This is a genomic window from Bacillus sp. FJAT-26390, from assembly GCF_001682865.1.
GTDB lineage: Bacteria > Bacillota > Bacilli > Paenibacillales > Paenibacillaceae > Pristimantibacillus.
Window position 1 is genome coordinate 45,580 of sequence record NZ_MAQX01000033.1, and the last position, 21,949, is coordinate 67,528.

Below are 21,949 nucleotides of genomic sequence, written 5' to 3' on the forward strand. Positions count from 1 at the left end.
CTATGCGACATGCTACGCTAACCATACTTTAGTGATCATAATAAAGTCGATCAATACAAACAATGCGAGCGCAACTGACGTAAATCCGATCGCGAAGATGTTTTTCTTCGGACGCGTATTCAATAGCCGAACCAAACCGATTGCGATCAAAATGGTAAAAGCAAGCATAAACCAATCGAAAGTACCAATTTTACTTGCAGCTTTAGCTGCTTCTTCTGCCAAAAACATGAAGGGACCTCCTTTTTTTCGCACGTAACCTATATTACTATATGTTAGCTTTTTGTGGCTCCAGGCGCAAGTATGAATCCGGATTCGTAACAACTTTGTCACGATTTCCTAAAAATCGCTCTTTCACTATTCTACCCCTCAACTATAAATTGTCCATCTCTTCCAAGATCTATAACTGCAAAAAAAGGGATGGGGGAGCGTTAGCCCCTCTAACACTCCCCCATCCCTAACCGCCTATTTGCTATTCAGCAATGCTAAAATCATCGTAACCGCTTCTGCCCGGGTTGCGTTATCCGCAGGGGCGAAGATGCCGCCTTCTCTGCCTTGAATAAGCTTCGCTTTGAATGCGGCAGCAACATAAGGTTTTGCCCATGCCGAAATTTCATTCGCATCCTTAAAGGTTAACTCCGCATCGTCTTCAAGCGGAAGCTTCAAAGCCCGGACGATCATCGCTGCAACCTCTATGCGCGTAATGGCCTGAGCCGGACGGTAAGTATTGTCTTGGAAGCCGCCGACAATGCCGGATTTCACCATGCTCGCAATATATGGTCTAGCCCAAGCCGGAATGCTGTCCAGATCTGCAAAATCAAGATCTGCTGACGCCTCCAAATGCATCGCCCTTGCCAGCATCGCAGCAAACTCCCCGCGCGTTACCTTCGCATTTGGACGGAACGTATTGTCCGTATAACCGTTAATGAATTTGAGCCGAACCGCTTCTTGGATCGCTTTGGAAGCCCAATGCCCTTCAATATCGGTTAGCACGACAGGCTCCGATGGCTTCGAAGGCTCTTCTACCTCCGGTTTCTCAGGTTCAGGATTTGTAATCACTCCTCCAGGGCTGCCGTCTCCCGGCGAGGTTGAATTCGCTAGCGTCTTCACGACAACGCTCGGACCAGTCTCGCTCCATTTTCCGCCTGCGTTGGTTGCTTCTATTTTGAACGTATAAGACGTATCCGCAGTCAGACCGCCAACTTGGTAGCTATTCACACTGCCTGCTACGCTGACCTGCTTCACGCCATCTTTATAAATCGCATATTCGGTAATGCTAGGCGCATCAACAGCTCCGCTCCATTCCAAGTTTGCCGTTGTTTGGGTCACATTCGAAGCGGCAACCGTACCTTTTTCCCATGTTGGCTGCTCAGGTACGGGCTGTTTGACGTGAAGGGTTAGCGACTTGGTCGGCAGTGAAACTAATTCGCCTGTCGTAGCATATTTAATGTTGTCAAAGGCAAAGGTGCGTCCATTCGCGCTATCCCATAGGTAACCGAGTACGATCCGGTCGAAGCTTGTTATCGCCGTCGTTGTTTTCACCAATTGGCCATCGATATACATCTTCAAATCGGTTCCTGATGTGTAGTCCCACTTCAGCTCATGCCAGCCTGTGCTCCGCTTGACCGGTGTTGCCTCCCAAGCGGTTGAAGAAGCGCTTGCCCTTACCGAGTAATGGGTCAATGATCCGTAAGTGCCCCCATCATAGAGCAAACCCATTCCCGCCAGCAAGCTGCTTCTTGCGTTGCCGACATGCGCGATCACGCGCGTCTTCGAGCTTTCGGAGCCGTCATCATAAAGCATCATCGATACGACGCCCTGCTGCTTGCCGCCAAACACCTTTTGAATGGCGTTGCTGCCGTTTCCAACTACATATAGAGCGCTTTGATCGCCATGATAGGCGACTTCATCCGAAATGCTTCCCGTTGTAATGCTCGTGCCCGTTTCCGGCGTGAAGTCATTCCAGCCGTTCTCGAAGCTCTCCGAATAAATCAAATCCTTGTACTCCCGTACCTTTGCGGAAACCTCGACCTCGGTTACACCGCTTAAGTCGCCAGTCACTTCAAGCTTGCCCGTCAAGGAATCCACAGCCACATTCTCATTATTCGTCGCATACTCCACCTGATGATAGTCGGCATATTGGATCTTATTTTGCTCCTCGGTCACGCCGTCAATTCTTAGCTGCAGCGTAGACTTCTCATCTGATAGCTCCGTACCGTCCGAAGCGATCTCATAGGATACGACCTTGGAAGGTGCGTGAACGATGACACGAGCCTCTCCTTTAACACCCGGATTAATGGTGCTTTCAGCTGTAATGGTCGCCTCACCCTCAAGCAGCGGCGACACAAATCCTTGCGCGTTAATCGAAGCTACGGCCGGGTTGCTGCTCGACCACTTGATTCCTTTGAACCAAGCATTCTCAGGCCCGACTATTGCGGACAGCTTCTCGCCTCTATGCTTGGCATGAAGCTCCAGCACCGGCTTGTCGATGACGATCGTTTGCGGCATAATTTCCGGTGCCTGTTCGCTCGGCGCGTCACCCGAATACTCATGCGCTCCGATATCAGTTGCAGCAGCCGGCGAAATCGGATTATTAAAGAAGTCTTTTGTCGCGGGTGCCCACACGGACGGCGTCAAAGCTGTCATATCGAGCCCGGCATCGATAGCCGGCGAGCCTGGGAGCAGTTTGTAGCCGTTTAATTTGTCTGTATCAAAGGCGCTTATTCTAGCATTAACGATGTCCTTTGGCTCCTCGCCGGCTCTTGCGAATAGCGGACTCGTGAACAGGTTTTGTTCCAATGACAAACCGGTAAGCTTCAGGTTTTGGTACTCGCTTCCCGGATAAAAAATATTGTTTTTCACTTCGCCGCCGGCAAAACGATCTTGACCAATCGTCGTACCCGCCTTGGAATAGAAAATGTTATTGTACAGCCTTACATATTTGCCCGGATCGCTGATCAGCCTCGTTTGCACATGCGCATCCGTAAAGAAAGTGTTGTTATGAATCAGCGGCGCATCGCCAAGCGTAGTCGGCAGGTAATGGAAAATATATCGTCCGTCTCCATCATTGACGCTGACGTTATAACGGACGAGCGAGTTTGTGGAGCCGCTCATAAACAAAATGAATCCGCCGCGGTTGCTATGGCTATAGTTGTATTGATACAGAGTGCCTTCGCAGAACATGTCCACGTCAAAGGCCTGTCCGTCGTTGTAGCCATAAATACCGCCGTAAACCTCGTTGTATTGAATCACCATATCCTTCACGCCGATAACCCACAAGCCGGCATAGTTAACGTTGCCTACATTTTTTGCGGAATGCCGAACGACCGTATTGTATTCCATTCTGCCGTTGCTGCCCACATTGCTCATGACGAAGCCGTCACCTTGCACGTCGGCAACATAATTGTTATTAAACACGACATTTTTGAGCACTCTAGGGAAGTTGGCTTTTGTATCGCCTTCCCGGTAAAGTCCCGCATTCCGAATCCCTTCGATATCGACTCGTTCAACTGTATTTCCTTCAACGAGCACGTCCTCGATATTGCCAAGGATCAAAATGCCGCCGCTGCCTACCTTCCAGCCCGAAGGATTGCCGTCTACATCATGGATGTAGTTGTTTTTGACTACGATTCCGCGGTGTGGATTAGCTTCCCATTCCGTTACGTTTGTTGATGCCGTTCTAATGTTAATGCCCGCACGCTGAGAAACGACGTCAGGGTTTTTGTTCGTCAATTCGAAATTGCTAAATTGCAGATAGCTGCCATCAACAACATCGATCGTTGCGGATAACGTTTTATCTTTTACGCCTGCATAGTTTAGGATAATTGCTGATTTTTCAGTCGTCGTTGTACCATTGCCGTTAATGATCGGCCTTATAGACGGATCGTCGCTGCCGTATTTATCAAAAACGATAGGCGCTTCCTCTGTGCCCGAAATGCCTCTTAGCTTCAAGGAGCCATTCCATACGTCTCCAGCCTTGAATAAAATTCGGTCTCCAGGCTTCCAGTTTACGCTGTTGACCTTCTCTAACGATGCCCAAGCTTTATCCTCTGATTTACCATCATTCTCATCATTGCCTGCATTGCTTACATAATAGGTAGAGCTTGATACCGTCTGTTCCGCAGCAGCGGGCGGCTGCGCCCCCTCCAATGATTCACTTATAGCCTGTGCCGAAGCAGCGGGAATCGCCATTGACGTTAAGAGTGCGACTAATAGAACCATTGAAACTAGTTTTTGCCTCATAAGATGTTTCAAAAAAATCAACCTCCACATCGTTTGTTGAAATCATGTCTTGATCGTAATTTTGTGGAACACCTCCTTATTTAATTGAACCTTCGTTTCTTTCAATCGTTTGACGACTTCCGTCTCCAGCATCTCTTGCGCATAAAGCTGAATGACTGAACTCTTCACGTCCTCATATTTTTCAAGCCCTTTATCCCGCTTCGCAACAAGCCTGTACATATACGCCTCACTGTCCGATTGCTCGATTTTGCTGTATTCACCTGTCGAAAAAGCGAGAAACCGGGTGTATAGATTTTGCGACAGCGTATCCTCTTTCGAGGTCTCCTCTAAGTTCAGCGTCAGCTGCTCGGTCGTTACTGCCACGCCAAGAGAAGCTGCCGCTTCGTATACTGGAATATTTTTTTCAATAGAAGCTTGGCGGATTTTAGTCAATTGCTCCTGCTTCCCGGCTTCGGTATGGATCGAAATTTTCTCATAGTCAAACGCATAGCCTTTGTGAAAATAGCGCTGCTTCACCTTGTCATAGTAAGCTTTCAGCTCATCACCCGACATCGTGCTCTTTGCTTCCTTCGTCCATTTATCGATTAATTTCTGAACGTTCATGCTTTGATAATAGGAGTAGTACTCCGCTATTCCATATTTTTGGGGACCGTAGATAGGCTGGTTATTTGCGATCTTTTTTGCTCGATCCTTATTTTCCTGTTCATAGCTCTGCAAGAACGCCTCATACGAAATGTCGCTGACGATACCGTTCTCCATCATGATGATTTGTTCGACCTTAACTTTAGTCAGCTCATCCAACGCTTTTTGCTTCGCATACGCCAGCGGGTTTTCACCGTTAAAGGTTGAGGTCCAAAAGCTCTTGCCGTAATCGGCATTATAGGTCCGTTTGAAATAGCTGGTCGTTAAGGCCTTGTTATTTTGCAAAAATGCCTCAAATTCACGATCTGATACGTTGTACTTGTCGATAGTGAAAGCTGTTTTTGCATTGGAGCCTGTCGACGGCATGCTGCCAAGCCCAAAAGCTCCGGCAATAAATAAAATAAGGATGCTGGCTAAAGCGATTAGAAGCCTTTTCTCTTTCACAGCGTCCTTCCTCCCTCCTCAAATGTAAGCACTTACAATGAAGCTTTGTACCATTATAGACAGAAAGGAAACTTCGCTATAATGAATAAATTTGACTGATGTCGTATAAATTTTACCTTTTGCAACAAATGTGGCTGATTATCTGCAATGAAACGCCTTTACGGGTTTGAGCCGCGCCCCTCGAGCGCAAAAAACCTCCGAATTCAAATGAATTCAGAGGTTCTTGTTTGCTATATGCTGCTGCCGCAATCGTTACCAGTAACCCTTAATCCCCTTTTGCATGCGAAGCAGGGCTTCAACATAATAATAATCGCCCCAAATCATATAATCATCCGGCGCGCGATCGCCGCGCACATGATAGGACCCGTGCTTCAGCAGTCCTTCCGCATCCGGCAAATCCGTTGTTGCATAACGGCTAACTAACGACTCCATGCTGCTTTGGAGTGCTTTCTCGAATATAGCATGATCGGAATCGTCCGCAGATAGAAGCTCAAGCAATTCAAGCAGGCCGCATGCGGCGATAGCAGATGCCGAGCTGTCCCTTGGTGTATGCGGTTCAAGCGGTACGTCAAAATCCCAATACGCAACTTGATCCTCCGGCAGATGCTCAATGAAGTAATGGGCCAGTCGTTTGGACGTCTCCAAAAAAGCAGCATCCTTCGTGTAACGGTAGGCAAGCGCGAAGCCATAAATGCCCCACGACTGACCTCTTGTCCAAGTCGAGCCATCCTCATAACCTTGATGCGTTCCGCCTCGAAGGGCATGGCCGGTCTTTGGGTCAAAATAAAACGTATGGTAGGACGACCGGTCTCCGCGCACCAAAAACTTTTGGCTTGCACAAGCATGCCTGTAGGCAATGTCATAATACTTTTGCTCGCCAGTTTGCTCATAAGCCCAGAACAAGAGCGGAAGATTCATTAAACAATCGATGATCATCCGTCCGCCATTTTCCGGGTCATCCTCCTTGCCCCATGCTTGAATAATGCCAAGCTGCGGCCGCCAGCGCGAATAAAGCGTTTCTGCCGCCTGCAGGGCGACCGCTCGTGCTTCTTCGCTTCCGGTCACACGCCACTGCGCCACCGCCGACAACGAATATAAAAACCCGATATCATGATGATCCAGCGCTACATGGCGATCCAGGCGGTCTTTAAAGTTCGGCAGGTATGCTTCCGCCGCTTCCTTATAAAAGGAATCTTCGCTATATTCATAGGCAAGCCACATCAAGCCGATGTAGAAGCCCTCAATCCAGTCGTCATTCTCTCCCCATTCATAACGCTGCCCTTCCGTAATATGCGGCAGTCTTCCAGGGTGTTTGCCTATATTTTGTTTCACTTTGCCAATCGCATCATTAATTGCCGTTTGCCACATCAACGATTCACCGCCTTATACGATATCCTTATGAAGGACATATTCGATTCTCATATTTCCCGAAGCATCACGCTCAATAATGGGCGGTTTTGTCCATTCCAGCCGGTTTTCTTCACTGTTCGTCGCGCCAAATACAGCAGCAATTAACACATGCTCACCCGGCTTTAACCTGGCGGTTAATGTCGGAATCATCGTACGCGGCTTCAGCACATTCGTATTGGCCTCCGGATAAACCAGCTCCGCCTGTCCATACCCGGCAATGCTGATGATGCCGCTCAGACTATTTGGCAACTGCGCCAGCACGCTATCTTTTGCAGCTTGAACAGCATCATTAACCTTTAGATCTCCGCTCGCTGTCTCAATAGCGAACCCGCCTTCGGCTACGTCCAGCTCACGCTCCGTCTTTATGCGATGTACGCGAACATGCCACAGGCCCGCAGGAATAATCCATGTCCGCACCTCGACATTTGCCCATGGAAGCCAGCGGGAGTAGACGGAATGCTCCTGAATGCGGAATTCCTCGCAAAACCGCCGGACGCGGTAATGCTCATCGCATTCGCTCAGCGCAAGCGTCGAGTCATGGGCTCCCTGCGATAGTCCGTAGTAGCCCTTCGGAACGCTAAAGCCGAATAAAGTCGAATAAACGAATTTCGAATATTTTGCCGCGCTGTGCGACATGTCGAAGTTCGCCATTTGGCCGGAGCCATAAGCCATTACATGCTTATGCCCTTCCGGACGGCTAATCGTCATGCGCGCATGCGGCTGAGCGACGAGCGGACTTAGCTCGGGCAAAACCTCTTCCTCTGCCTGCCAGAAGGGATGCTCGTCAGGCAAAGCTAATATAAGAAACGCTTTATACGACCAATACGGCGAGCCCGGCGCATTATAGCCTTCTCCCATTAATAGATTGGGGTACGCGTATCCGATGCTGAGCAAGCCATCAGGCGTAAAGATCGGCTGCGAGAACCACCAGCGCAAATGACGCATAATGATGCCCTTCATCACCCCTAATGAATACGGCTGCACATCCGCAAACACCAGCGCACTCCAAAAGGAAACCTGCGCGAAGCGGTAAGTCAGGCTTCGTCCAAACGGGATGCTGCTCCCGTCCTCGGCAAACCAATGAATAAAATGCTGCGCGAATAAGCTCGCTCGCTCACGGTAACGCGCAGCGCGCTCCGCATCCTCATGCTCCATCAATTTGGCATAAATAAGCCCGTAATAGTGCATCGCGAACGGAATGTAATAATCACGCTGATCCGTATTCCCATCCATATACCAGCCGTCGCCTAAGTAATAGGTATCAATAATAGCGAGATACTGCTCCATCAATGCCTGATCATGCGGCAAGCCTATTTTTTTGAACCCGACATTCACAAGGACAGTGAACATCAGCCAATTGTTCGGATTGGAGCGATCAACTAGGTTGATCTGGTTCAGCCACCGAAACACATTCTCTTTTTCCTTATCCGAAAGCGGCTCCCAAATTTTATGGGGAGCAAGCGCGAGCCCCAAGCCAAGCACGGACTGCTCCACCATCCTTTGATCCTTCGTGCCGAAGTCGCCCCAATACGCTTCATGGTTCGGATCCGTTCCATGAATGATGCCCTGAACGTAAATCGGCCACAAATCCGACTCCCCGCCGCCGCAGGCATGCGGGACAAGTCCCCACAGCGGTCGCGCGAATGCCTCCATCAGGGCGATCGCCTCGCTATGGATTGCCCCTGTAGCGCCAAGCGCCAATCCGGCATGTCCGGGAGTAAAATGATTTTTCAAAGGTTCAAAGGCATCTATAACCGCTTGCTGCAAATCCGCTTTCGAGTGCAATCCCTTATCTCCTAACCCTCTCGCTGCCATGAAAGCTCTCTCCGTTTCACTCGAAATGACCTTTGCTCCAAACCGAATATTCGCTAGGTCTCATGCCCATCTCCCGCTTAAACAATTTAATGAAGTAACTTTTGTTCGCATAGCCCAAATAATCGGATATTTCTTCGACGCTTTTGCTCGATTGCTGAAGCATCTCCTTCGCTTTTTGCAGCTTGACCATATTGACGTATTCGATAAAATTTTGGTTCGTCTCTTTTTTGAACAGGCGGCTAAAATAGCTGGAATTCAAGTTCAAATGATGGGCCATATCCTCAAGCGTCAATTTCTCCGTAACATGCGTCACGACAAATTGCTGCGCTTTGATGACCTCCGTCCGTTTGGAGCTGATCGCATAGATGCTTAATCGTCTGGATAGCTCATTCAAATGCTGAATCATCCACTCTTCCAAATGGTCCAGCGTTTCAATCGCATTCACCGCATCGTATAATTTCTCGCCGGATAGGAAGGGATGATACTGCAGCGTAACCTTCGTCTTCATTTGCAGGTCCATAAGCAGCTGCAGCACTAACTCCTTCACGTCGCTTGGATGAAACTTTTTCGCTCGAACGCCATTTGCCCACTCTACAATTGTACTCCGCAATGCATCAGGCTCATTTAAAGCGATGCTTTGATTAATGCTGGCGAATAACTGAGCATACTCGGTATACATATCTTCCTTGGAAAATGGCGCGATTTCGAAGCTGTGAACGGTCGATTCCCTCAGGTAAAAGCAATGCTCCGGCTCCTTCAGCATCGGCAGCAGGACGTCCTGCATCTCTTTAGGACCCCTTGTTTCCCTTCCCTGAATACAGGAAACCGATATTTTCAAATACTTTTGGATCGCTGCAATCGCTTCCCGCATCGCGTAATAAATAAGCTGCTGATCTTTGGCCGGCTCATCGCTGCCGTACAGGATGACGAGCTGCTTATTGCTGTAACGGAACGTTAACCAGCGGGATGTATCCAATAAATCCTGCAATACATTTTCCACCGAGAACGCAATCGTATAATCGTTCAGTTTCCTATTGCTTGCTACGGTCGACATACGGTCAATAATAAGGACGAGCGGAATATAGCTTTTGGCTTGAAGCCGAACACCGTTGGTCCGGGCATGCTCGATCCAGGTCTCTTTTTTCCAAAACGATTGAAACAAGGTGTCTTTGAGAAACTTTTCTTTGAGCGCCGATTGATTCATCGCTTCTTTCTGCTTGTACAAAAGCATATCCGTCGTTTTCTTCTTTTCTGCCTGCAGATCGGTTACGATATTTTTCAATATCGCTTGCAGCTCCTCGACATCCAAGCTTTCCTTCAAAATATAATCCTTCACGTTCAGCTTCAGCGCTTGCTGCGCGTACTTGAATTCATTGTGGCAGGACAGCACAACCGCTCTGCCCCTCGGATTAATTTCGCAAAACTTCTCGAGCATTTCCAGCCCGCTCATCTTAGGCATGCCAATATCGGTCAAAATAATGTCGGGCGGGTTTTGGCATGCGGCCTCCCAAGCCTCTAAGCCATTTGAATAACAGCCGATCAGCTTAATGTCGAGCTCCTGCCATAAAACCGTTTGTGAGAGATAACGTACGACCGGATAATCGTCATCCACTAGAATTGCCGTCAACACGCTGCGCACCTGCTCTCTCACACTCGAATGGGAAAATCAAAGTTATCGTCGTTCCAACACCGGACTCGCTTTCAATCGTCGTTTTGACAGACTCTCCATAAACGAGTCGCAGCCTTTGAAACACATTTTTTACGCCGATACCGGAAAAGCTTTTTCTTTCGCCGTCCTGCGTTTCGGAATCGTCCTCGCTTTTTGCTTGCAGCTCCTTCAGCTTGCTCTCCGTCATGCCGATGCCGTTATCCCGCACCGTTATTTGGAGCAGCTCGCTTCCGCTGCTTCGCTCCATGCTGGCGTCGATAAAGATCTCGCCGTCAAATTGCTCGAAGCCGTGAATAATCGCGTTTTCAATCAACGGCTGAATCATGAAGCGCGGAACCAACGCTTGCTCGCAGCCATCCTCGAAGTTATAAGCGACTCTAACCTGATTGGCATGGCGGAAATTCATCAGCCTCACATAATGGAGTACAGTATCCGCCTCTTCTTGCAGAGGAATAAACTCGTTATCCCGATTAATCGTCATTCGCAGCAGCGAGGACAACGACTTGATTAACTCCGCATTTTCCCGATCTCCCTGCACCAATATGTTGAGCCTGATCGAATTGAGCAGATTAAACATAAAATGCGGATTGATTTGCGCTTGAAGCATTTCCAGCTCGGCTTTGCGCTTCTTCGCCTGCTCCACCGTAATTTGCTCGAACATTTCCTGAATACGGTCCAGCATAAAATCAATCGTTTTAGCCAAATGGCCGACCTCGTTATGCCCGCGAATGCCATTGCGCTCGTCAAGCTGCCCGCGTCCGATCTTCGTCACGAACACGCTTAAATCGCGTATCGGCTTCGTCAACGCTGAGATCCTTATCGTCAACAGACCAAAGAACAAAGAGAAAAACAACGCTTGAACGATAAAGCTAATGAACAATACCTGTTTATTTTTATCGATGGCCGCTGACAAAGGAATAAGGCTGACGACCCGCCAATCATTGCTTTCCAATACTTGCTCCACATAAATATATTTTTTGCCCTCTATTTCAATTGTTCGCTCCATTCCCTCCGGCTTCCACCAAAGGAGCTTCTCCCCTATTCGGGAAGGGTCAGCATGGGAAATGACAACTCCGCTCGCGTCTAACAAAATCATTTCCTGATTTTCGTTAGTGGTGAGATAGGGACGAATCAACCGTTCGTTCACATTAACGATCATGTAGCCGATTGGAATGCTGGCCGTCCGTTTGATCGGCCGTCCCATCGTAACGAAGGTAAACTTCGTCTTCGCCGATTGGACTTGTTCGCCCAGCCAATAAGATGAGAACAACGGCAGCTTATTTAGATTGGGAAACCAGCTTTTCTCATACCATAATCTTGGGTTAAGATCGCTATGCGAATAGTTCGTATAGAAGGGCTCTTTCACCCCTAAAATCGTAACTTGAAAATCATCCTTTTGGATAAAAAGATCGTCCAAAATCCGCGACAGCTTGCTGAAATTGACCGCGTACTCTTGCTTCTGCTGCGGCGAGGCTAATTCAGCCTTATTAACCATAAGCATTTGGCGTATTTCGTTGTTCATCAACACAAAATTGGATAAATTCAACGTTTGCTCGAAAATGCTGTTAATTTCCGATTTAGCAACCTTGAGTGAATCTTCGGCATTCAATACTACTTTTTCTAAAATAATATCTCTCGTAAAATAGTTCGTGACTAAATAAATAACGGCGAGCGGGATGACAAAACAGATCAATGCTGACCACACTAATTTCTTCCGCAGCGAATCTTGTCGAGTTAACACGAGTGCAGGCCTCATATCTGAATAGAATAGGGACAGAAATTGGTGCTCCTCCTGTCCCACAACATTGTAAGCCCTTTATTATGAAAGATCAATTTCGATTCGGCACTTCATTAGTTCCCGTTATTCTTAACAACCTCAGCAATATTTTTATCAATATTAGCAATCGTGGTGTCCACGTCCTGCTTGCCTAGAATGTACAGCTCCGCCTCAGGGATAACGGTATTTTTAGCTTCATCGGCGTATTTAGCAGGTACTGGCGCCGTTCCTGGAATGGTAGTGCTCATCGTATATTTCAGCGACTCCACGTCAATTTTTGAAGGATCCTTAGCTGCAGCTACAATCGTATCGATAAGCTTGCTGGAATCGGACTTCGCCCAGCCGGAGAATACGCGGCCGCTAATGCCAAGACCTTCAGAGGTATACCATCTTACAAACGTATATGCCGCTTCTTTGTTTTTCGATTTTGCAGCTACGCCCATATAAGTCGGTTGTACCGGCGAGTAATGTTTGCTCTCTCCGTCAAGTTTTGGAAGCGGCGCGAATGCCGTTACGAAATTAGCAGGAATCGCATCCGTGCCCCCGGATTCAGCTACCATCCAGTCACCCATTGGCAGCATAGCAGCTAAGCCGTTGAAGTATTGGTTGCGGTAAGCCAGCTTCTGCGAAATAATGTCCTCGTACATATTGGCGCTCTTGTCTTCATACATCATTTTTTTCATCATTTCCAAGTTCGATTTAAACACCGGATCAGTCGCATTGGATGTACCGTCCGCTTTCAGGAACGTATTATCGGTCGCTTTGCTCATCATTTGCAATTGGAAGTAATCCGGCCAGTTATGCAAATAAGCGCCATAACGTTTCGTTGTTCCTTCGCCCTTAGTGAGCTTTTTCGCATATTCCATGAACTCGCTCCACGTCCAGTCCGTCGGAACCGGCAAGCCTGCCTCGTCGAGCATCTCCTTGTTCAAGAGCACGAACCAGCGCTGCATGGAAGAAGGCAAAGCGTAAATTTTATCGTTAACCTTCGTATCTACCAAATACTCGTCTTCGTATTTATAACCGTCCTTTTCAATGTAGCTGTCCAAAGGCTCAAGCAAGCCAATATCGGCACGCTGCGAATAGTTCGTATAAGGCAGCTCGATAATATCAAGCTGGTCATTGGAAGCCGCCATCAGATCTAATTTTTGCATGGAAGCAACCGAGTCGCCTTTTTCATTGAGCAGGTCAAGCTCTACTTTAATATTCGGGTGTTTCTCTTCAAAAACGGAAATAATGTCGGTCCACTTTGCTTTACCGTCCGTTTGCCATGTGCTTAGCTTCAACGTTACTTGCTCTGCTGCCGCTGTCTCTTTAGGAGCGTTAGTAGCGTTTGTAGCATTTGTGGCGGAGCTGTTCGGAGTGCCGCCATTGTTGCCCCCGGAGCAAGCCGTTGCGAATACTGCCAAGCCCAATAACATCATCGATAATCTCTTTTTCATAGTAACCCTCCTAATATTTATGACCCGTCTAGTTTTTGAAAACGTCTACAATCAAATCCTACCACGTACAAATCGTATTCGAAGTTCTCATATTTTACTGAAGAGAAACTATTTTGACTTTGTTACCCTTTTACGCCGCCAAGCGAGATCCCTTCGATAACCTGCTTTTGGCCAAGCGCAAAAATGATAAGCAGCGGAACGATCGCCGATACGGCGCCCGCCATCATAAGCGAGTAGATGTCCCCGTATTGGTCGCCAAACAGCCTAATGCCAAGCTGGATCGTGAATAGGTCCTTCGACTTCAAAAAGATTAGCGGATACTGGTAGTCATTCCATGTCCATATGAAACGCAGAATAGCATACGTTGCCAAGCCTGGACGAATAAGCGGCAGCGCGATTTGAAAGAAAGAGCGGAAGTGGCCTGCGCCATCCATCCGGGCCGACTCCATAAACTCATTGTTCACGCCCATAAAAAATTGCCTGAGCATGAAGGCTCCAATAATGCTGAAGCTATTGATAAGTATAAGGCCAATATGCGTATCGATAAGGTTCATCCAGTTAAACAATAAAAATTGCGGTACAAGCGATGCTTGAGGCGGCACCATATACAAGGCAAGTACGAGAAGGAACATCGTATCTCTGCCGCGGAACCGCAGTTTAGAGAAGCCGAACGCTGCCAGTGCGCAGACGAAAACATTGATAAAGGTTGTCGTTAACGTAATGTAGATGGAGTTGAGATAATAGTTCAAAAATCCTCCTGTCCACACTTGCTTATAGTTTTCGATGAGATGCCACTTCGACGGAATCCATTCAATCGGAAAATTAAAGACGTCCGCTTCCGGCTTGAACGAGGTCGTCAGCATCCATAAAAACGGGAGCAACGAGATCATGCCCGCCGCTGCCATAATGATGGTCCATCCTATTTTGGATACACTCACGTTTTTCATTAGCCATTCCTCCTCTCCGAATTAATAGTTCACCCATTTTTTTTGTGCGAGCATTTGCAAGCCCGTAATTGCTAGACAGATAACGAAGAGAACAAGCGCCATACTCGATGCGTATCCCGTCTTCAATTGATTGAAGGCCGTATCATATAGCTCGTACACGATAACGGTCGTCGAATTGGCTGGTCCGCCCTGCGTGAGCACTTGGATCAAATCAAAAATTTTGAACGTCCCGATAATCCCGGTAACGAGCAGGAAAAAGGTCGTCGGCGATATGCAAGGCACGGTGATTTTGCGAAACTTGGTCCATATATTCGCGCCATCGATGTCGGCCGCTTCATACAAATCCTTTGGAATCCCCTGCAAGCCAGCAATGAAAATAATGATGTTATAACCAAGCAGGATCCAAATTTGAATCATCATGAGCGACGGCATCGCATAATCGATATCAGCCAGCCACTTCGGCGGGTTGTCGATTCCGATTGAAATCAAGAAATTATTTACCGGTCCATGCGAAGGGTGAAAGAGCACCTGCCATACCATCGCAACGGCGACCACGCTAGAAATGTAAGGCAGGAAATAAACGACTTTGAACATATCCTTTAAATAAACATGCTTATCAATAATGATCGCCAGCACCAACGCGAGTATGATTGTAATAGGTACCGTAATGATAAAGATAAGGTTGTTTAATAAGCTTTTCATAAACACGCCATCATGAAATAATCGGACAAAGTTATCCAATCCTGCAAATTTAATTGCATCCACCCCTGCGACAAAATTCCAATTCGTAAAGCTAAGCAATAATGATCCTAGAACGGGAATCAACGTTAGCACAACGAGCCCGATCATTAAAGGAGCGACAAATAAGTAACCTGCTATTTGCTCCTTAGCGCCCATACTGAGCTGGATCAACGTTTTTTTCTGTTTCATGAAGCTCCTCCTTCAAACTTTCTGTATAGCTTCATTTTAGAAAAAAAAATAGCTGCTCATAAGAATTAGATCTTTGTATTTTGGAACATATTTTACTTTTTTATCATTTCACACACAGGGATGGGCAAAAGACGTTTTGTTCATCCGCGGTCGCAGCTCCGTCTCTGATAGGTTGTAAATATGCAAAAAAAGAGAAAGCCATCTGATTAATCTCAGACTGCTTTCTCTTCTATTCTTGCTTATTCTGCTGCTGCAGCTACCTTCTGATTCTCTTTATGCTGTGCGATGGTCCTTGCGCGATCACGCTCAAGAATCGGCTTCAAGTATTTGCCCGTATACGATTGCTCTACCTTAATGACCTGCTCCGGCGTTCCTGTCGCAACGATCATACCGCCGCCGCTGCCGCCTTCCGGCCCTAGATCAATGAGGTAATCCGCTGTTTTGATGACGTCCAGGTTATGCTCGATGACGAGTACCGATTCGCCTGAATCAACCAAACGATGCAATACCGTCAGCAATCTATCGATGTCGTGCACGTGCAAGCCCGTTGTAGGCTCATCTAAAATGTATAGCGTCTTGCCCGTCGAACGGCGGTATAGCTCAGCCGCCAGCTTCACCCGCTGCGCCTCGCCGCCAGACAATGTTGTTGCAGGCTGACCCAGCTTCATATAACCAAGGCCTACATCAAGAAGCGTTTGCACCTTGCGGTGAATGCGCGGAATGTTCTCGAAGAAGGAACAGCCGTCTTCAATCGTCATTTCCAGCACTTCGGCAATGTTCTTTCCTTTGTACTTCACTTCCAGCGTCTCGCGATTATAGCGTTTGCCCTTGCAGATCTCGCAAGGCACGTATACGTCGGGAAGGAAATGCATCTCGATTTTGATAATTCCGTCGCCGCGGCATGCCTCGCAGCGTCCGCCCTTCACGTTAAAGCTGAAGCGGCCTTTCTTATAGCCGCGAACCTTCGACTCTGTCGTGCTTGCGTACAAATCACGAATATCATCAAAAACGCCTGTGTAAGTGGCAGGATTCGATCTTGGCGTCCGGCCGATTGGCGATTGATCAATATCGATGACCTTCTCCAAATGCTCGATGCCTCGAAGCTCCTTGTACTGCCCTGGACGGGTTTTCGCTTTATTCAAATCACGCGCTAGCGTCTTGTAGAGAATTTCATTTACGAAAGTCGACTTGCCCGAACCCGAAACGCCCGTAACCGCCGAGAATACGCCGAGCGGTATTTTTACGTTCACGTTTCTAAGGTTGTTTTCCTTAGCGCCGCGTACCTCCAGCCATTTCTCGTTTGTTTTGCGTCGTTCAGCCGGCACTTCGATAAACTTGCGCCCGCTTAAATATTGTCCGGTCAACGAGTTTTCATTTTCCATCACTTCCGCAGGCGTACCTTCGGCAATGACCATGCCGCCGTGAATGCCTGCCCCAGGTCCAATATCAATGATGTAATCGGCTGCGAGCATCGTATCCTCGTCATGCTCTACGACGATCAGCGTATTGCCGAGATTACGCATATGCTCTAGCGTCTCAATCAGCCGGTCGTTGTCGCGCTGATGCAAGCCGATGCTTGGCTCGTCCAGTATATAGAGGACGCCCATCAAGCTGGAGCCGATTTGGGTTGCCAATCGAATCCGCTGCGCTTCCCCGCCGGACAGCGTCCCCGCTGCGCGGCTGAGCGACAAATATTCAAGCCCGACATTAACAAGGAAGCCAAGGCGGCTGTTTATTTCTTTCAAAATGAGGCTCGCAATCGCAAGCTCCTTCTTCGTCAGCTCAAGCGACTCGAAGTAACGCTGCGCATCGCCGATGGAGAACGATGTTACTTGCGACACATTTTGCGCGTTGATCGTTACTGCCAAGCTTTCCTTGCGCAGCCGCTGTCCCTTGCAGCTTGCGCATGGCTTGGCGCTCATGTAGTTCTCAATATGCTCGCGCATCATATCCGATGCCGTATCGCGATAGCGGCGCTCGAGGTTATGGACGATCCCTTCGAATGGAACATAGGCCTCTTTGCGATGGCCGAAATCATTTTCGTATAAGAAACGAACGCGCTCTCCGCCTGTGCCAAAAAGCAGCTTCTTCATCTGCTCGGGCGCAAGCTCCGATACCGGCACGTTTTGCGGAATGCCGTAATGCACGCAAACCGCGCTCAGAAACTGCGGATAATAGTTGGACGTGCTGCCTGCCCAAGCTAGGAAAGCCGCATCCTCAACCGATTTGGTCGTATCAGGTACAAGCAAGTCCGGATCAACGATCATTTTGACGCCTAAGCCGTCACACTCCGGGCATGCGCCATATGGGCTGTTGAAGGAAAACATCCGCGGCTCCAGCTCTTCGATGCTGAATCCGCATTCCGGACAAGCAAGGTTGGAGCTGAAGAGCAGCTCCTCTTGATCGATAATATCAACGAGCACGCGTCCCTCGGACAGCTTAAGCGCCGTTTCCAAAGAATCCGCAAGCCTAGTCTGAACATCCGACTTCACGACGATACGGTCGACCACAACTTCAATGCTGTGCTTTTTGTTTTTCTCCAGCTCAATCTTCTCGCTAAGCTCTCGGAGCTCGCCGTTTACGCGGACCCGTACGAACCCTTGCTTCTGAATATCAGCCAGCAGCTTGGTATGCTCGCCCTTGCGTCCCGAAATGAGCGGCGCCAAAATTTGCAGCTTCGTCTTCTCCGGGTATTCCATAATCCGATCGACCATCTGCTCGACCGTCTGGGAAGTAATTTCTATGCCATGCTCCGGACAATGCGGCTTGCCGATACGGGCAAACAATAGCCGCAAATAATCGTAAATTTCCGTAACCGTGCCGACTGTAGAACGCGGGTTGCGGCTGGTCGTCTTCTGGTCGATCGAGATAGCCGGTGATAATCCGTCGATCGAATCAACGTCCGGCTTTTCCATTTGTCCAAGGAATTGACGCGCATAGGCAGATAAGGATTCCACGTAGCGGCGCTGTCCTTCCGCATAAATCGTATCGAATGCGAGCGAAGATTTACCAGATCCGCTTAGCCCTGTCAGTACGACAAATTTGTCGCGCGGTATGGTGACGTCAATGTTTTTAAGATTGTGGGCGCGAGCGCCCTTAATAACAATTTTATCGCTAGCCAATCGTTTCTCCTCCTACTTAACCCATCTCTGCGCGCAGCTCCAGCAGCGCGTCCCGCAGCTCCGCTGCACGTTCGAACTGCAGATTTTTCGCTGCGTCCTTCATATCCGCTTCCAATCTTTGAACAAGCGCCAGACGATCCTTCTTGTTCATCTTGCCTGCGCCGGCTTCGGTCAAATAATCAGCCTTCTGCTCGGCTACCTTAGTTGCTTCGATAACGTCATGTACTTTTTTGCGAATCGTTTGCGGCGTAACGCCGTGCTTCTCATTGTAGGCAAGCTGAATCGTACGCCGCCGTTCTGTTTCTTTTATCGCGCGATCCATAGAATCGGTTATTTTGTCGCCGTACATGATGACTCGGCCTTCGCTGTTGCGCGCCGCGCGTCCAATCGTTTGAATAAGCGCGCGGTCCGAGCGAAGGAAACCTTCCTTATCCGCATCGAGAATCGTAACTAAGGATACCTCCGGCAAATCCAATCCTTCGCGGAGTAGATTGATGCCGATGAGAACATGGAATACGCCAAGCCTGAGGTCGCGCAAAATCGCTAAACGCTCTAGCGTCTTTATATCGGAATGGAGATAGCGAACCTTGATGCCAATCTCCTTCATATAATCGGTAAGATCCTCTGACATCTTCTTCGTCAGCGTCGTAACAAGAACCCGCTCATCCTTGGCAATGCGATCACGAATCTCGTTCAACAGGTCATCGATTTGGCCCTTCGTCGGCCGAACGTCAATGATCGGATCGATTAGGCCGGTAGGCCTGATGATCTGCTCGATCATTTTGTCGGTATGCTCGATCTCGTAAGGACCCGGCGTAGCCGATACATAAACGAGCTGCTTCGCCTTCGCTTCAAATTCTTCAAAGCGGAGCGGCCGGTTATCCATCGCGGAAGGAAGCCTGAAGCCGTGATTGACCAGCATCTCCTTGCGCGCGCGGTCACCATTGTACATCGCCCTGATTTGCGGCAGCGATACATGTGATTCATCGATGACGATAACCATGTCGTCGGGGAAATAATCGAGCAGCGTATACGGCGTGGCGCCGCGTTCTCTGAACGTTAGCGGTCCCGAGTAGTTCTCAATGCCGGAGCAGAAGCCCATCTCCGCCATCATTTCCAAATCGTAGCGCGTCCGCTGCTCCAGCCTTTGCGCTTCAAGCAGCTTGCCTGCCTCGCGCAGCTCGGCGAGCCGCTCCTCCAGCTCACGCTCGATGTTCACGAGCGCTACCTTCATCGTCTCCTCCTGCGTAACGAAGTGAGACGCCGGGAAAATAGCGATATGATCGCGTTCGCCGATAATCTCGCCGGTCAGCACGTCAATTTCCGAGATGCGCTCGATCTCGTCGCCGAAGAGCTCCACCCGAATGGCACGCTCATTGTTGGCAACGGGGAAAATCTCAACGATATCGCCGCGAACGCGGAACGTTCCCCGCGTAAAGCTTATATCGTTGCGTTGATATTGGATATCGACAAGCTTATGCAAAATCGTATCGCGCGGCTTCTCCATTCCCACTCGCAGCGAAAGCACGAGCCCTCCGTATTCCGTCGGAGATCCGAGGCCATAGATGCAGGAGACGCTCGCTACGATAATCACGTCGCGCCGTTCGAACAGCGAGCTTGTCGCCGAATGTCGCAGCTTATCGATTTCATCGTTAATGCTCGAGTCCTTCTCGATAAAGGTATCGGTTGAAGGGATGTAAGCTTCCGGCTGATAGTAATCATAATAGCTCACAAAATATTCGACTGCGTTATCCGGGAAAAAAGTTTTGAATTCACTGCACAGCTGTGCGGCCAGCGTCTTGTTATGAGCAATGACGAGCGTTGGCCTGTTCAGCTTCTCCACCATATTCGCAATCGTGTACGTTTTGCCTGTACCGGTCGCGCCGAGCAGCGTCTGATGCCTCTTGCCTGCCTTTATTCCTTCCAGCAGCTGCTCGATCGCTTTCGGCTGATCGCCCTGCGGCGTATAATCCGACTGAATTTTAAACAGCTTCGTTTCCTTTGCAAGTTCGCTCACGCTTACCATCCACCCCCATCATTCCGAATACTCTTATCATTATGGTCAAATATATGAATTTCATTTCATCAGCTTTCACAAAAATAAGAATGTTTGTTCCCGTATATTATACCGTTATCTTTCCTGCCGCGCAATGATCCCCTAACAAAAAAATACCGCAGCAGCGTCCCTACAAGACTTATGCCGAGGTATTCCAATTTGTACGAGCCCGCCTTATGCCTGCGCCCTTACTGCATCCGCTCTCTGCCGTTTCTATTTCCCTGCCACTTCTTATACCATAAATTTACCTGCTGCGGAACAACTATGCCCAGCTCCTTCTCCATCGATTGGAGAAGCCGCTCGTAATGGGCTGTCACCTTGTCATAATAGCCGAGCTCATCATACAGCCGCATGACGATCAGCGCCTCTTCTTCATTATAAGGATCCATCGCTTGTATTCTTTCATAGATTTGCAGCGCATCGGATTGCCTATGGGCATCCTCCAAGTAATATGCGCCAAGCTGCCTCGCGAGGATCAGCCACAGCTGTCTCAAGCGCTCTCTCTCATACTCAGCCCAAATGTACCCGTAATCCTGAAGGTAGTCGCCCTCATAATCCGCCAGCAATTGCAGCACACGATCCACCTGCCCCGAGACAGGCCCGCTCAGCTTGCTCAGCTCCTGCTCCCACAGCTCTGTAATCAGCACGACTTCGCCGATGTCGAGAATATAACCCTCTTGGATGCTCGAATTATGAATCGATATGTTCATATTCATTTTCTGAATGCATTGCCTGATTTGATAAATAGCGGTATAGAGCTGAGTCATCGCCCGCTTCAAATCCATCTCCGGATAAAAAACCTCCAGCAGCGTCGACTTATGAACGATCTGCCCCCGATGGTGCAGCAAATAAGCAAAAAGCTCCTGCGCTTTAGCCGTCCGCCATTTGGGCAGCTCAGGCTGTTGCCCCGAGGACTGGAACTTTAGCATTTTGAAGCAATTGATTTTCTGAGTGTGGTCGATTTCAGCTATTGGCGCTGCCGGCAAGCCTCTCCGCTTGGTCAGCCTATCCATCGTTTTCTGCAGCCGAGACATCTGAAGCGGCTTGAGCACGTAATCCATCGCATTCAGCTCAAATGCTTGCACCGCATACTCATCATGAGCGGTTACAAATACGATATCCGCAAGCGGACAAACCTCGGAAAGCAGCTCGGCTGCCTGCAATCCGGAAATTTCGGGCATATGAATGTCCAAAAAAATAATATCCGGCTGCAGCACAGCGGCTTGCTCCACGGCATGCAGCGGATTTTGAAACGATTCAATTGACGTTACCTCTGTCGTTTGGCGGAGCATCCTCTCTAGTTGAACAAGAGCCAGTCTTTCATCATCTATTAAAAGCGCCTTCACCTGCTTCACTCCCACATCAGTGTAAAAATAATCCGATTTTATTACTTAAAAAGCGTTGTTGCCGTTTACATACTCCTATCGGCAACTTCTCCGTAATCATTTATGCTCTT

Annotated in this window: 13 protein-coding genes; all 13 read right to left on the reverse strand. The window is 48.7% G+C overall.

Features of this window, described 5'->3' with window-relative positions:
* Positions 1-12: 12 nt before the first annotated feature.
* Positions 13-228, reverse strand: a complete 216-nt coding sequence (locus tag A7975_RS24575; protein WP_053373850.1) for a hypothetical protein — start codon at positions 226-228, stop codon at positions 13-15.
* A gap of 234 nt (positions 229-462) precedes the next feature.
* Complete coding sequence (locus A7975_RS24580; RefSeq protein WP_176707808.1) at positions 463-4,251, reverse strand: S-layer homology domain-containing protein; 3,789 nt, start codon at positions 4,249-4,251, stop codon at positions 463-465.
* 30 nt (positions 4,252-4,281) lie between these two features.
* Positions 4,282-5,325 carry a peptidylprolyl isomerase gene (locus tag A7975_RS24585; RefSeq protein ID WP_065386915.1) on the reverse strand — a complete coding sequence of 348 codons (1,044 nt, stop codon included), beginning with the start codon at positions 5,323-5,325 and terminating at the stop codon, positions 4,282-4,284.
* A 252-nt stretch (positions 5,326-5,577) separates the two neighbouring features.
* Positions 5,578-6,693 carry a glycoside hydrolase family 88 protein gene (locus A7975_RS24590; protein ID WP_065386916.1) on the reverse strand — a complete coding sequence of 372 codons (1,116 nt, stop codon included), beginning with the start codon at positions 6,691-6,693 and terminating at the stop codon, positions 5,578-5,580.
* A 15-nt stretch (positions 6,694-6,708) separates the two neighbouring features.
* Positions 6,709-8,550, reverse strand: a complete 1,842-nt coding sequence (locus A7975_RS24595) for a DUF2264 domain-containing protein (RefSeq protein WP_065386917.1) — start codon at positions 8,548-8,550, stop codon at positions 6,709-6,711.
* Positions 8,551-8,566: 16 nt separating this feature from the next.
* Complete coding sequence (locus A7975_RS24600) at positions 8,567-10,180, reverse strand: response regulator transcription factor (protein ID WP_065386918.1); 1,614 nt, start codon at positions 10,178-10,180, stop codon at positions 8,567-8,569.
* Positions 10,155-11,960 (reverse strand): cache domain-containing sensor histidine kinase, encoded by a 1,806-nt coding sequence (locus tag A7975_RS24605; RefSeq protein WP_065387162.1) that lies wholly within the window; start codon positions 11,958-11,960, stop codon positions 10,155-10,157. Before A7975_RS24605 ends, A7975_RS24600 begins: the two co-directional genes overlap by 26 nt.
* A 110-nt stretch (positions 11,961-12,070) precedes the next feature.
* Positions 12,071-13,438 (reverse strand): ABC transporter substrate-binding protein, encoded by a 1,368-nt coding sequence (locus A7975_RS24610; protein WP_053373845.1) that lies wholly within the window; start codon positions 13,436-13,438, stop codon positions 12,071-12,073.
* A 122-nt stretch (positions 13,439-13,560) separates the two neighbouring features.
* On the reverse strand, positions 13,561-14,385 hold the full coding sequence (locus tag A7975_RS24615; RefSeq protein WP_065386919.1) for a carbohydrate ABC transporter permease: 825 nt from the start codon (positions 14,383-14,385) through the stop codon (positions 13,561-13,563).
* 21 nt (positions 14,386-14,406) lie between these two features.
* Positions 14,407-15,315: a carbohydrate ABC transporter permease gene (locus A7975_RS24620; protein WP_053373843.1), complete on the reverse strand. Its 909-nt coding sequence runs from the start codon at positions 15,313-15,315 to the stop codon at positions 14,407-14,409.
* 239 nt (positions 15,316-15,554) lie between these two features.
* Positions 15,555-18,437 carry an excinuclease ABC subunit UvrA gene (uvrA, locus tag A7975_RS24625; protein ID WP_053373842.1) on the reverse strand — a complete coding sequence of 961 codons (2,883 nt, stop codon included), beginning with the start codon at positions 18,435-18,437 and terminating at the stop codon, positions 15,555-15,557.
* Positions 18,438-18,453: 16 nt separating this feature from the next.
* Positions 18,454-20,454: an excinuclease ABC subunit UvrB gene (gene uvrB / locus A7975_RS24630; protein ID WP_065387163.1), complete on the reverse strand. Its 2,001-nt coding sequence runs from the start codon at positions 20,452-20,454 to the stop codon at positions 18,454-18,456.
* Between the two features lie 227 nt (positions 20,455-20,681).
* Positions 20,682-21,839: a response regulator gene (locus tag A7975_RS24635; protein ID WP_065386920.1), complete on the reverse strand. Its 1,158-nt coding sequence runs from the start codon at positions 21,837-21,839 to the stop codon at positions 20,682-20,684.
* Between the last annotated feature and the right edge of the window lie 110 nt (positions 21,840-21,949).